The organism is Dactylosporangium sp. NPDC050588 (genome assembly GCF_040654975.1).
In the GTDB taxonomy this organism is placed as follows: Bacteria; Actinomycetota; Actinomycetes; order Mycobacteriales; family Micromonosporaceae; genus Dactylosporangium; species Dactylosporangium maewongense.
The window spans coordinates 1-12,652 of sequence record NZ_JBFAJA010000041.1; the positions used below are offsets into that span (position 1 = coordinate 1).

Genomic DNA, 12,652 nt, shown 5'->3' on the forward strand with positions numbered 1-12,652 from the left:
TGCGAGCGCAGCGAGCATTGGGGGTCCGGGGTGAGAATCCCCCGGCGGGCCCCGCCGCGGCAGCGGTGGGGAGGCGAGCTATAGCCGAAGGCTACGGGCGGGAAACAGTGTTGCGCCAGGCGCGGCCGCTGCGTTCGATGAGGCGGTTGGCTTCGGTGGGGCCCCAGGAGGCGGCCTCGTACGTCGGGATCGGGCCGGTGTCCTCGGCCCAGCGCTCCAGGATCGGGTCGACGATGCGCCAGCACTGTTCGACCTCGTCGGAGCGGATGAAGAGGGTCGTGTCGCCGATGAGGGCGTCGAGCAGGAGCCGCTCGTAGGCCTCCGGGGACTCCTCGCGGAAGGTCTTGTCGTAGGAGAAGTCCATGCTCGCCGAGCGGACCCGGAACGAGTGGCCCGGGACCTTCGCGCCGAAGCGCAGGGCGATGCCCTCGTCGGGCTGGATGCGCAGGATGAGGGCGTCGGGCTGGAGCTCGGTCAGCTGCCGGTTGGGGATCGGCAGGTGCGGCGGGCGCTGGAACTGCAGGGCGACCTCGGTGACCCGGCTCGGCAGGCGTTTGCCGGTGCGGACGTAGAACGGCACGCCGGCCCAGCGCCAGTTGTCGACGTCGAGGCGCAGCGCGGCGAAGGTCTCGGTGCGTGACAGCGGGTCGACGCCGGGCTCCTCGCGGTAGCCGGCCATGAGCTCCTCGCGGGAGCCGCCGCGCGTGTACTGGCCGCGGACCGCGATGTCGTCGATGGCCCGCCCGCTGGGCAGGCGGATGGCCTGCAGGAGCTTCACCTTCTCGTTGCGGACCGCCTCGGCGCTGAACGACGCGGGCGGCTCCATCAGCGCGAGCGCGAGGACCTGCAGCACGTGATTCTGCACGATGTCGCGCATCGCGCCGGCGTGCTCGTAGAAGCTGCCGCGGGTGCCGACGCCGAGCGTCTCCGCGACGGTGATCTGCACGTGGTCGACCCAGGTGCGGTCCCAGATCGGCTGGAAGATGGCGTTGGCGAAGCGCAGCGCGAGCACGTTCTGGACGGTGTCCTTGCCCAGGTAGTGGTCGATGCGGAAGACCTGCGACTCGTCGAACGCGGCGTGCACCGTGGTGTCGAGCTGCTTCGCGCTGGCCTCGTTGTGCCCGTACGGCTTCTCGATGACCAGCCGGGCGAACGACCCTTCGCGGGCCCGGTGCAGGCCGGCGCCGGCGAGGCCGTTGATGACGAGCGGGAACGCCTCGGCGGGCGTCGACAGGTAGAAGATCCGGTTGCCGGCGGTGCCCCGGTCGCGGTCGAGGTCGTCGAGCACGGTGGCGAGCCGCTTGTAGGTCTCCGGGTCGTCGTAGCCGCCGGCGATGTACCGCACGGCGCCGTTGAGCTGCGGCATGCCGGACAGGCCGCGGTCGCCGAGGACGGCGTGGATGAACTGGTCGTCGTCCATCGGCGTCCGGGCGACGCCGACCACGGCGAACTGCTCGGTGAGCCGGTTGTGCCTGGCGAGGCTCTCGATCGCGGGGATCAGCTTGCGCCGGGTGAGGTCACCCGAGGCGCCGAAGATGACGACGGTCGCCGGTGGGGCGTGCCGGTCGTCGGACTCCTGCGGGATGGTGACGTGCTCACTGTCGCTCAGCATGGATGCGCGCCTCTCCTCGGACTGCCGCCGTGACATTACGAGTCAACCGCCGCGCACAGCAACGATTCCAGAACGTGACCGGCGTCTCGCAGATCCCACCCTACGGTCCTACAAGCGTTTGCATGACCCTCGATCGCTGCCGGGCGTCCCATCCACCGGGACACAAGCCCCTCATCGAACACAGGAACAACACTGGGCACCACCCAGGCGGTCGGCTGGTTACGGGCCGCCCCGGCGGGTACCTTTAGGTAGTCAAGAGCATTCGGAGAGTAATCGTGTCGCAGGACGGGGATGCGCGATGTCGATCACACCGGTAGCAGCCACCACCACCGGTCTCACCGCGACCCAGGTGCAACAGAACCGCCAGATCGATCTGGTCGACCAACAGCGCCTGGACGACCAGCGGACCCAGGACCGGGCGCAGGAGCAGCGGCTGCAGGACCAGCGCCTGGAGGACCAGCGCAGGATCGACGACCAGCAGGCGGTGCGCCAGGATCTGGTGCGTCAGGACCAGCGCCGCGCCGACGACCTCCAGCAGGCCCGCGACGACCAGTACCGGCTCGAGCAGCAGCGGCTGCAGGACGACCGCCGGCTCGAGGACCAGCAGCGGATCCAGGACCAGCTGCGGCTGGAGGACCGGCTGCGGCAGCGGGCGGAGGACGCCCGCCTGCAGTTCGAGCGGACCAACGACGCCGCGCAGCGCCTGACGACCCAGACCAACGGCATGTTCAACGGCAGGGTCGACGTCTACCTGTAAAGACGTCCAGCTGTAGGACGTCCAACTGTAGGACGTCCAGCTGTAGGACATCCAGCTGTAGGACGTCCACCGGTAAACCAGAAAGCTGGCGGCTACCTGGCGACGGCGAGGCGGGCCAGGCGCTCCGCGGAGGGCCAGCGCACGTCCCATGCCCATCCGGCCCGCTCGAAGAGCCGGATCAGCGCCGCCGACACGTCGATCTGACCGGGCAGCACGCCGTGCCGCGCGCTGGTCGGGTCGGCGTGGTGCAGGTTGTGCCACGACTCGCCCATGCTGAGGATCGCGAGCGGCCAGAAGTTCGCCGACCGGTCCCGCGCCGCGAACGGCCGCTCGCCGATCATGTGGCAGACCGAGTTCACCGACCAGGTGACATGGTGCAGCGCCGTGACGCGCACCAGGCCGGCCCAGAAGAACGCGGTCGCCGCGCCCCACCAGGTCCACGTGGCCAGGCCGCCGATGACCGCCGGCAGGATCAGCGTGAGGATCGTCAGCGGGCCGAAGAGCCGGTGCACGAGCCGGATGTCGCGGTCGGCGAGCAGGTCGGGCGCGAAGCGCTGCTGGTTGGTGAGGCCGCGGTCGAGGACCCAGCCGAGGTGCGCGTGCCAGAAGCCGCGCACGAGCGCCGCCGGGCCGGTGCCGAAGAGCCACGGCGAGTGCGGGTCGCCTTCCTTGTCCGCGAACGCGTGGTGCCGGCGGTGGTCGGCGACCCAGTGCAGGATCGGCCCCTGCACCGCCATGCTGCCGGTGACGGCGAGGGTGATCCGCAGCCACCGGCGGGCCTTGAACGCGCCGTGGGTGAAGTACCGGTGGAACCCGACCGTCGCCCCGAGGCACGTCACGGTGTAGAAGGTCACCGCGAGCGCGACGTCGAACCAGGTGAGCCCCCAGCCCCAGGCGAACGGGACGGCGGCGACGAGCGCCAGGAACGGCACCGTCACGAACGCGTACACCGCCACCTGCGCGGGCAGCGGGCGCCTTGCGGCCAGCATCGGAAGTGCCACGCCCGCCACGCTAGGCGGCCACGGTGACGGGCACGCCGCGCGAAGGATGCCAATCGACGACCGCCAGAATGCCGGTCGGCGACGGTCAGATGGCGTGGTTGGCGACGAACAGCCCGGACGGGTCCACGGCCGCCCTGATCGACCGCAGGCGGTCCCACACGGCCGGCGGGTAGGCGGATCGGACCGAGGTCGGCCCCTCGACGAAGTTCAGCAGCTGCGCGCCGGTCGACCACGGCGCCATCGCCGACACGACCCGTGCGGCGTCCCGCACGGCCGCCGCGCCGATCGCCGGCGTGGCCGCGATCCCGGCCGTGTACAGCGCGAACGACCCGTCCAGCGACGGCAGCGCGCCGGCGCCCGGGGCCGGCCGCCCCAGCGCGCCGCCGAGGTGGCGCAGCTCGGCGGCGACGGGCAGGGACGTGCCGGAGTCCGGGCCGGCGACCGCCAGCAGCGCGTCGGCGGCGGCGGGCGGCAGGTCGCCGAGCAGCGCCGACCTCGACACCGTCGGTGTCGGGCCCTCCGGGTCCAGGTGCAGCCGGATCAGCGACGCGGCCGGCGCGTCGTCGAACGTGTCCAGGAACGGCCGCAACGCCCGCAGCGGGGCGACCGTGGACGGGCCGGCGGGGCCGAGCACGGCCCCGTCGATCACGATCAGCTCGCGGCCCCGCAGGGCCGGCGGGAGCTGCGGCATCGGCGGGACCCGCAGCAGCCGCAGCGCCGTCGTCGCCTCGTCGGGCGCGGTGGCGGCCCAGTCGAGCCACACCGGCAGCACCCGTGCGGCCTCGCGCCAGTCCCAGGCGAGCAGCCCCGCGTAGGCGGTCCGGACCGGGAACAGGTCGAACTCGACGGCGGTGACCGCGCCGAAGTTGCCGCCGCCGCCCCGCAGCGCCCAGAACAGGTCCGCCTCGGTGGTGGCGTCGGCCCGCACCAGGGTGCCGTCGGCCGTGACCAGCTCGGCGGCGGTGACCGCGTTCGACTGCAGGCCGAGCGCGCGGGCGTACCAGCCGAGGCCGCCGCCGAGGGTGTAGCCGGTGACACCCACGTCGGGCGCCGAGCCGTGCAGCGCGGCGAGCCCGTGCGGCGCGGCCTGCTCGACCACGTCGATCCACAGCGCGCCGGCCTCGGCCCGGGCGGTGCCGCCGGTGATGGTGACGCCCGTCATCGCGGACGTGCGCAGCAGGACCACGTCGTCGAGCGGGCCGAGGGCCGCCGCGCTGTGGCCGGTGCTCTGCACCGCGACCCGCAGCCCGGCGGCGGCCGAGGCCCGGACCACCGAGGCGACCTCGTCGGCGTCGGCCGGGAACGCGACGGCGGCGGGCCGCTGGTCGACCGTGACGTTCCACGGGGTCCGCGCCGTGTCGTACCCCGGGTCGCCCGGGAGGTGCACCGCGCCGCCGCACAGGCCGCGCAGTGAGTTCGCAACAGTGGTCATGGCGTACACCCTGCGGCCGCGGCCTTGGAGCGAACTTGCGGCAGACCTGAGACCTGCGTCAGACGTGCGCGCGCAGCTCCGCGAGGGTCGTGACGCCCAGCTTGCGGCGGATCGCGGCGAGCGTGTCGCTGACGGTGTGCGGGGTCAGGAACAGCGCCTGCGCGATGTCACGGTCGTCGGCGCCGCCGACGGCGAGGGACGCGATGCGCCGCTCGCCGGTGGTCAGCGTCACGGACGGCTCCGCGGGCACGGTCTCGCCGAGGCCGGTGAGCGCGGCGGCGACGACGGCGCGCAGCGGGGCGGCGCCGCACTCCTCGGCGAGGCCGAGCGCCGCGCGCAGCGTCGCCGGGTCGCGGTCGAGCTCGCCGAGCGCGAACAGCGCCCGCGCGTGCTCGAGGCGCGCGTGCGTGCCGGCGAGCAGCTCGACGGCGGCCACGAGGTCCGCCCGGTCGCCCCGCAGTGCCCCGACGGCCCGCAGCGCCCGCCCGACGCCCTGCGGCGCCCCCCACCGCCGCATGCCCGCCAGATCCGCCGACACCAGTGAAAGCGCCTCGGACGAGCGCCCGAGCGCGGCCAGCGCGGTGGCCCGCAGCGACCCCTCCTCGTACCACAGCGGGTTGCCGGCCGCCCCCACGTCGAGCAGCGCGAGCGCCGGCTCGAACGCCCCCTCGGCGATCAGCAGGGCCGCCTCGGCCTGCCGGAACAGCCGGATCCCGTCGCCGACCCGCGGCCGGCCGCGGTGCTCGTCGACGAACGCGCGGGCCTCGGCCAGCTCACCCCGGTCGACGAGGGCCCGGACCAGGCACGCCTCGCCGTAGGAGATGCCGAGCGCGGGCGCGCCGCCCCAGCGCAGGCTCTGCTCGTTGGCCGCGATCAGCGAGGTGCAGGCCTCGGGCAGGTCGCCGCGCAGCCACTCCCGCCACCCGCGCCACAGGTGCGCGGCGAGCACGGTGAACAGCGACCCGCGGGTGTGCCCGAGCGTCAGCGCGTCGTCCCAGAGGGTGCCGGGATCCTGGTCGGCGCCTTCCAGCACGACACCCGCGATGACCCAGAAGAGCCCCGGGTCGCCGCGCATGAGGATGCCGTCGGCGAGCGCGAACCGGGCCAGCCGCACCGCCTCGTCCAGGTCCACCCCGCGGGCCATCAGCTCCCAGGCGCGGCACGCGGCGAGCATCCGCGCCCCGAGCCCGTCGCCGGAGATCACCGGAACCTCGGCGGGGAACGAGTCCGGGGCACCGCTGTACATGTATGCGGCGATGCGTTCCAGGGCCTGCATCCCCTGCCGCTCGTCGACGAACCCGGCCGCGAGGCGCGCCGACGCCCGCCGCGCGAACTCCGGCGCGTTCCCCTCGGGCCCGGCGAAGATCAGCGTGTGGATGAGCATCCGTGCCACCGCGGCGAACGTGACCGGGTCGGTGATCGGGTCGTCGTACGCGGCCCGCAGGTGCGCGATCGCCGCCGGACCGTCGTTGAGGGTCTCCACCTGCCCGAGGGCGAGCAGCACCGACGGGCGCTGCGGCGGCGCGGGCGGCTCGGCCAGGGCCCGCCGCAGGTAGGTCGCGGCGCCCTCCGGCGCGCCCCGGTGCAGCGCCGTGTCGGCCGCGGCCCGCAGCACGTCGACGACCCACTGGTCGGCGCGCTCCGGGATCTGCAGCAGGTGCGCGGCGACCTGCTCCGGCGCCGCGGACAGCCCGCTGAGCACGCGGGCGGCCCGCTCGTGGTGCAGCTGCCGCTCGCCGGGCGGCAGGTCCTGGTAGACGGCGTCGCGGACGAGCGGGTGCACGAACCCGACCGGGTACTCGTGCCGCACCACCTCGGCCCGCGCGAGCGCCGCGACGGCGGCCGCGGCGGTGGGCTCGTCGACGCCCGCGAGCGCGGCGATCGTGGGCAGGCCCGCCCCGTCGCCGAGGACCGCGATGGCCCGGGCGACGGCGGTGCTCGCCGCCGGCATCCGCCGCAGCCGGATGAGCACCATGCTGGACACGGCCCGCGAGCCGATCGCCGTCACCGTGCCGGCGTGCGCGTCGGTGGGCCGCACGCCGTTGGCCTCCAGGGCCCGCAGCAGCTGGCGCAGCAGCAGCGGGTTGCCGGACGTGGTGCGGTGGCACGCGTCGACGAACCGCGGCTCGGCGCCGTCGCCCAGCCGCTGCCGCACGAGGTCCGCGACGCCGGCGGCGCTCAGCGGGCCGGGACGCACCGGCGCGGCCGCCGGGTCCAGCTGCAGCTCGGCGAGCAGCGTCTCGTCGTCGTACTGCTCCCCGGTCCGCAACGTCGCGACGAGCAGCACGGGCAGCCCGTCGAGGCGGCGCACCAGGTACGCGAGGAACCGCAGCGAACCGGTGTCGCACCACTGCAGGTCGTCGACGACGATGGTGACGGGCCTGGTCGCGGCGACGTTCGCGGTCAGCCAGTAGAGCCCGTGCAGCGCCGCGAACGTGTGGTCGCCGCGCTCGCCGTCCACCGCGAGGTCGAAGACGGACGCCGCGCTCGCGGCGGCGCCCGCCAGGAGCCGTTCCCGCTCGGCCGGGTCGGTGAGCAGCGCCTCGAACAGCTGCCGCACGACGCCGAAGCCGAACTCCTTCTCCAGCTGGCTGCCGCGCGCCGTCAGCGTGAGCGCCCCGTGCCCGTCGGCGATCCTGCGCGCCTCCGTGAGCAGCCGGCTCTTGCCGATCCCGGCCGGGCCCTCGATCATCGCCAGCCGCGGCACCCCACCGAAAGCGTCGGCCGCCGCCATCCGCAGCTCGGCCACCTCCGCGTCCCGGTCGACAAGGTGCTCGTCCGGCGTTTTCCGCGTCTGTACCGCCACCGGGTCGACCTTCGGCGCCACGCCGGCCGGACCGGTGGCCGGCGCACCCTCGCCCGCCGGGTCTGCTGTCACCGGATCGCTCGTGGCACTCGCCCCTGCCGGCGTGCCTCGTTCTCCCGGCGGGCTCTGTGCTGCCGGCGTGCCGTGGCCTGCCGGAGTGCTCCGGCTTGCCGGCGTGGTCGGTGCGGCCGGGGCGTCGAGGGACTCCGACTGGGCGAGCACCTCGGCCTCCAGCGCGCGCAGCGCCGGCCCGGGGTCGACGCCGAGCTGCTCCGACAGCGTCTGCCTGGCCCTGCGGAGCGCGGCGAGCGCGTCGCCCTGCCGGTGCGCGCGGTACAGCGCGAGGACCAGCAACCGCCAGCGCTGCTCCCGCAGCGGCTCCTCCGCGACGAGCGCCTCCAGCTCGGGCACCAGCAGCGCGCTGTCGCCCAGCGCCAGCCGCGCCGCGAGCAGCTGCTCCCGCGCCACCTCGCGCAGCTGGCGCAGCCGCGCCGCCTCCGCCTGCGCCCAGGTCTCGTCCGCGTACTCCGCGTAGGCCGGCCCGTGCCACAGCCGCAGCGCCGCCTCGAGCAGGTCCCGCTGCGCGGCCGGGTCCGCGGTGCCGAGCGCCTCGGTGACACCCCGGTCGAAGCGCCACGCGTCGACCGCCCCGGCGTCCAGGGTCAGCGCATAGCCGGGTGGCCGCGACACGATCACGTTCCCGCGCGCCCGGGCCGTCGCACCGGGCTCCAGCCGGCGGCGCAGGTGCGACACGTACGCCTGCAGCGCCCCGGCCGCGTTCGCCGGCGGCTGCCCGCTCCAGACACAGTCGATGAGCCGGTCGGTGGGCACGATGTCGCCCCGGTTGACCACCAGCACCGCGAGCACCGCCCGCTGCCGCCGCCCCCCGAGGTCCACGACCTCCCCGTCGACCGTCGCGGTCATGTCTCCGAGCACACTGACCCACAGCCTGCCGGACAGCGGCGTGACCTGCACCGACCCTCCCCTGCCCGCACCCGTGCCGAGCGATCAACGTACCGCGCTGCACCCGGACGCATCCTCAGCCGTCTGGCGTACTTTCGAGGCTGGTCGTTGCGGCACCGGATCGGGAGGTTTCCGTCATGCAGGCACGTTCGCCGCGGATCGTGGATGTGAGCTGGGGCAGGATCGAGGTGGAGGAGGTCGGCGTGGTGAAGGACCTCAAGGTCTGGCCGGGCGGCGGCCGGGCCTGGGACTGGGGCGAGACGGGCACCCGGCACTCCCCCGGCGTCCAGGTCGCCGACGTCGAGGAGCTCCTGGAGCACGGCGCGACGGTGGTCGTGCTGTCGCTCGGCATGGACGAGCAGCTCGGCGTCCCCGACGCGACGGTCGACGCCCTCGAGGCGCGCGGCATCGAGGTACATGTGGCGGAGACCCGGGAAGCCATCGACGTGTATAACAGTCTGGTGGGGTCGGCGGCGGTCGGCGGGTTGTTCCACAGCACGTGTTGAGCCGGGAGCGAATCGGGGGCAGCGGGTGCGGCGGGTGTCGGTGGTGGGCAACTCCGGATCGGGCAAGTCGACGCTCGGCAAGGCGCTCGCGACGCGCCTCGGGGTGCCGTTCGTCGAGCTCGACGCGATCCACCACCTCCCCGGCTGGCAGCCGATCGACGTCACCGCGTTCCGCAAGCAGGTCGGCGAGCTCGCCGACGGCGACGGCTGGGTCATCGACGGCAACTACAGCGCCGTCCGCGACCTCGTCTGGGCCCGCGCCGACACCGTCATCTGGTTCGACCTGCCCCGCCACACCGTGATGCGCCAGCTCCTGTGGCGCACCCTCCGCCGCGGCGTCACCCGCCAGGTGCTGTGGAACGGCAACCGCGAGCACCTCGGCAACCTCTTCCGCCTCGACCCCCAGAAGTCCCTCCTGCGCTGGTGCTGGACCCGCCACCACGTCTACCGCGACCGCTACACCCGGGCCGCCGCCGAACGCAGGGACCTCGTCTTCATCCGCATCACCGCCCACCAGGACACCGCCCACCTCCTGGCCTAGGCTCCGCCGGCACAGGGTGTCGCCGGTTACATCGCGGGGCGGTGAGGCGTGCGATAGTTCACCGGCGGAATGTTTGACTCGGCAGCTATGTTCTACTGCGCGTCAGACCCAGGAGCTTGGAGCGTGCGAGATGCAGTTCGGAGTGTTCACCGTCGGTGACGTCACCCAGGACCCGACGACCGGCCGGGTGCCGACGGACGCGGAGCGGGTCAAGGCGATGGTGACGATCGCGCTCAAGGCGGAGGAGGTCGGGCTGGACGTGTTCGCGCTCGGCGAGCACCACAACCCGCCGTTCGTGCCGTCGTCGCCGACCACGATGCTGGGGTGGATCGCGGCGAAGACCAGGACGCTGCAGCTGTCGACCGCGACCACGCTGATCACGACCAACGACCCGGTCAAGATCGCCGAGGACTACGCGATGCTGCAGCACCTGGCGGACGGCCGGGTGGACCTCATGATGGGGCGCGGCAACACCGGGCCGGTGTACCCGTGGTTCGGGCAGGACATCCGTAACGGGATCGCCCTCGCGGTGGAGAACTACGCGCTGCTGCGCCGGCTGTGGCGCGAGGACGTGGTGGACTGGGAGGGCAAGTTCCGCACTCCGTTGCAGGGCTTCACGGCGACCCCGCGCCCGCTCGACGGCGTGCCGCCCTTCGTGTGGCACGGGTCGATCCGCAGCCCCGAGATCGCCGAGCAGGCCGCGTACTACGGCGACGGCTTCTTCGCCAACCACATCTTCTGGCCCAAGGAGCACACTGCCCGGATGGTGGGGTTGTACCGGCAGCGCTTCGAGCACTACGGGCACGGCTCGGCCGACCAGGCCATCGTCGGCCTCGGCGGGCAGGTGTTCATGCGGAAGAACTCGCAGGACGCCAAGCGGGAGTTCCGGCCGTACTTCGACAACGCCCCCGTCTACGGGCACGGGCCGTCGATGGAGGACTTCACCGCGCAGACCCCGCTGACCGTGGGCAGCCCGCAGGAGGTCATCGACCGGACGCTGTCGTTCCGCGAGTACGTGGGCGACTACCAGCGCCAGCTGTTCCTCCTGGACCACGCGGGCCTGCCGCTGAAGACCGTCCTGGAGCAGCTCGACATCCTCGGCGAGGAGGTCGTGCCGGTGCTGCGCAAGGAGTTCGCGGTCGGTCGGCCCGCGCACGTGCCGGACGCCCCGACCCACGAGTCCCTGAAGGCGCGGCAGACCGCGAAGGTGGACGCGTGAAGCGCCTCGTGGTGATCTCCGCCGGGCTGAGTCAGCCGTCGTCGACCCGCCTGCTCGCGGACCGGCTCGCCGCCGCGACCGTCCGCGAGCTGGGGGTGGACACCGACGTGCGGGTGGTGGAGCTGCGCGACCACGCGCACGCGATCACCGACCACCTGCTGACCGGCTTCCCGGCGCCCGCGCTCAAGGACGTCCTCGACGCGGTCGCGGCCGCCGACGGCGTGATCGCCGTGTCGCCGATCTTCAACGCCTCGTACAGCGGCCTGTTCAAGTCGTTCTTCGACGTGCTCGGTGACGACGTGCTCGCCGACAAGCCGGTCCTGCTCGGCGCGACCGGCGGCACCGCCCGGCACTCGCTCGCCCTGGAGCACGCGCTGCGCCCCATGTTCACCTACCTGCACGCGGTCGTGGCGCCGACCTCGGTCTTCGCCGCGACCGAGGACTGGGCCGGCGGCGGCGACGCGACGCTGCACCGGCGCATCGACCGGGCCGGCCGCGAGCTGGCCGAGCTCGCCGGCCGGCGCGAGTCGCCGGTGGTCGCCGACCCGTTCGCCCTGACCACCTCGTTCGACGCGCTGCTGTCGGGCCAGGGCCGCGCGGTCACCGACGACCTGCGGCGCTGAGCCCGGCCCCGCACGAAGGCCCGGGCCACGGCCCCGCACGAAGGCCCGGGCCACGGCCCGCGATCACTGAGGCCCCCGGCCGGGCAAGCGCCGGGGTCGCGCGGTCGCTAGCCCTTGGCCTTGCCCCGGCGCCGGGCGGTCCGGCGCCGGGTGGCGGCGGGCTTGGCCTTCTTCGCCTTGCGCCGCGGGACGGTGGCCTGCCAGCGGCGCTGGCGGAGGATCTTCTCGAACCGCTCGACGAGCCGCTCGCGCTCCTTCTTCGTGCAGCCGAGGTCCTCCGGCTCGAGGTGGGCGATCCGGTCGGCGATGACGGCGGCGGTGGCGTAACGGGCCCAGGTGGGCTTGCGCCGCGCGAGGTGACGGGCGTAGGCGGCCAGCACGAACCGCGCCGGCGGGTAGTCGGCGAGCGTCATGCCCTGACCGGACCCGTCGGCCATCGCCCGTAGCAGCGCGCCGGCGTGGTCGAGCAGGGCGTCGTCCACCTCGTCGGCGATGATCGCGGCGTGCAGGTGCGCGGCGGTCGCGACGGCGCCGGCCGTCACCGCGTCGAGGTCGTCGCCGGCGCACGCGTGCCGCAGCAGCCAGTCGCGCACCTCGGGCAGGACGGCGACGGTGCACAGGGCCTCGACGGCGTGGACCCGGCCCCAGCCCGAGGTGCGGGCGGCCAGCCACAGCAGCGCCTCGATGCCGGCGGGGCCGCGGTGGCGCAGCGACTCGGCGGCGAGCTCGCCGAACTCCGCGGACAGCAGCCCGATCGTGCGGATCAGCTCGATGTCCTTGTCCGAGGTGGTCGCCTCGGTGCCGAGCAGCGCCAGGCCGACGGCCACCTCGCGCCGGTCGACGCCGAAGCGCACCAGCCACCGGCCGGTCCGGCGGACGCGCTTGCGCCCGGCCCGCAGCGCCGCGGCGGCGACGTGTTCGTTGTCGGCGGTCGGCACGTACACCTTGTCGAACGCCCCGACGAGCGCCCTGGGAGCCGCGGCCGGCGAGGCGAAGTGCGCGTCGAGGATCGCGGCGACGTCCGCGCCGACCCGCCGCGCGTCGCGGCCGATGCCGGTGCGCGGGCGCTGGTCGTCTGGGAACGGCTCGCCGCCTGCGGGCAGCGGGTCGTCCTTGCCCTGGCGGTGCAACAGGACCGCGTGGTCGTGGAGCCGTTCACGGATCATGCCCGCAGATGGTGTCACACCACAGG

At 74.0% G+C, this 12,652-nt stretch carries 10 protein-coding genes; 5 read left to right on the plus strand and 5 right to left on the minus strand.

What is annotated here, in order from left to right; all coding sequences use genetic code 11:
- Window positions 1-91 precede the first annotated feature (91 nt).
- Window positions 92-1,612: a glucose-6-phosphate dehydrogenase gene (zwf, locus tag AB0I21_RS27435; protein ID WP_344504737.1), complete on the minus strand. Its 1,521-nt coding sequence runs from the start codon at window positions 1,610-1,612 to the stop codon at window positions 92-94.
- Window positions 1,613-1,910: 298 nt separating this feature from the next.
- On the opposite strand from zwf, the gene AB0I21_RS27440 reads away from it, so the two are divergent.
- Complete coding sequence (locus tag AB0I21_RS27440) at window positions 1,911-2,369, plus strand: hypothetical protein (protein ID WP_360565357.1); 459 nt, start codon at window positions 1,911-1,913, stop codon at window positions 2,367-2,369.
- Window positions 2,370-2,461: 92 nt separating this feature from the next.
- Here the strand turns inward: AB0I21_RS27440 and AB0I21_RS27445 are convergent, their stop codons facing one another.
- The 3 genes from AB0I21_RS27445 to AB0I21_RS27455 all read right to left on the minus strand — a co-directional run bounded on the left by AB0I21_RS27445 (window position 2,462) and on the right by AB0I21_RS27455 (window position 8,583).
- On the minus strand, window positions 2,462-3,358 hold the full coding sequence (locus AB0I21_RS27445) for an acyl-CoA desaturase (RefSeq protein ID WP_360565490.1): 897 nt from the start codon (window positions 3,356-3,358) through the stop codon (window positions 2,462-2,464).
- A gap of 97 nt (window positions 3,359-3,455) precedes the next feature.
- Window positions 3,456-4,802, minus strand: coding sequence for an FAD-binding oxidoreductase (locus AB0I21_RS27450; RefSeq protein ID WP_360565358.1), 1,347 nt, complete (start codon window positions 4,800-4,802; stop codon window positions 3,456-3,458).
- 58 nt (window positions 4,803-4,860) lie between these two features.
- Window positions 4,861-8,583, minus strand: a complete 3,723-nt coding sequence (locus AB0I21_RS27455; RefSeq protein WP_360565360.1) for a BTAD domain-containing putative transcriptional regulator — start codon at window positions 8,581-8,583, stop codon at window positions 4,861-4,863.
- Between the two features lie 125 nt (window positions 8,584-8,708).
- Between AB0I21_RS27455 and AB0I21_RS27460 the strand changes: the two genes are divergently transcribed.
- The 4 genes from AB0I21_RS27460 (at window position 8,709) to AB0I21_RS27475 (ending at window position 11,460) form a co-directional block, all read left to right on the plus strand.
- Complete coding sequence (locus AB0I21_RS27460; RefSeq protein ID WP_360565362.1) at window positions 8,709-9,077, plus strand: Mth938-like domain-containing protein; 369 nt, start codon at window positions 8,709-8,711, stop codon at window positions 9,075-9,077.
- A 34-nt stretch (window positions 9,078-9,111) separates the two neighbouring features.
- A complete protein-coding gene (locus AB0I21_RS27465; RefSeq protein ID WP_360565364.1) occupies window positions 9,112-9,618 on the plus strand; it encodes a shikimate kinase in 507 nt (168 codons plus the stop codon).
- A 130-nt stretch (window positions 9,619-9,748) separates the two neighbouring features.
- Window positions 9,749-10,837 carry an LLM class flavin-dependent oxidoreductase gene (locus AB0I21_RS27470; protein WP_360565365.1) on the plus strand — a complete coding sequence of 363 codons (1,089 nt, stop codon included), beginning with the start codon at window positions 9,749-9,751 and terminating at the stop codon, window positions 10,835-10,837.
- Window positions 10,834-11,460, plus strand: coding sequence for an FMN reductase (locus tag AB0I21_RS27475; RefSeq protein ID WP_344504725.1), 627 nt, complete (start codon window positions 10,834-10,836; stop codon window positions 11,458-11,460). The genes AB0I21_RS27470 and AB0I21_RS27475 overlap by 4 nt, the downstream gene beginning before the upstream one ends.
- A gap of 107 nt (window positions 11,461-11,567) precedes the next feature.
- On the opposite strand, the gene AB0I21_RS27480 is transcribed toward AB0I21_RS27475, so the two are convergent.
- Complete coding sequence (locus AB0I21_RS27480) at window positions 11,568-12,626, minus strand: hypothetical protein (protein ID WP_360565366.1); 1,059 nt, start codon at window positions 12,624-12,626, stop codon at window positions 11,568-11,570.
- Between the last annotated feature and the right edge of the window lie 26 nt (window positions 12,627-12,652).

Coding starts and splice junctions, on each gene's coding strand:
- zwf (WP_344504737.1), bottom strand. CDS start 1,612: ATGCTGAGCGACAGTGAGCACGTCACCATCCCGCAGGAGTCCGACGAC.
- AB0I21_RS27440 (WP_360565357.1), top strand. CDS start 1,911: ATGTCGATCACACCGGTAGCAGCCACCACCACCGGTCTCACCGCGACC.
- AB0I21_RS27445 (WP_360565490.1), bottom strand. CDS start 3,358: ATGCTGGCCGCAAGGCGCCCGCTGCCCGCGCAGGTGGCGGTGTACGCG.
- AB0I21_RS27450 (WP_360565358.1), bottom strand. CDS start 4,802: ATGACCACTGTTGCGAACTCACTGCGCGGCCTGTGCGGCGGCGCGGTG.
- AB0I21_RS27460 (WP_360565362.1), top strand. CDS start 8,709: ATGCAGGCACGTTCGCCGCGGATCGTGGATGTGAGCTGGGGCAGGATC.
- AB0I21_RS27470 (WP_360565365.1), top strand. CDS start 9,749: ATGCAGTTCGGAGTGTTCACCGTCGGTGACGTCACCCAGGACCCGACG.
- AB0I21_RS27480 (WP_360565366.1), bottom strand. CDS start 12,626: ATGATCCGTGAACGGCTCCACGACCACGCGGTCCTGTTGCACCGCCAG.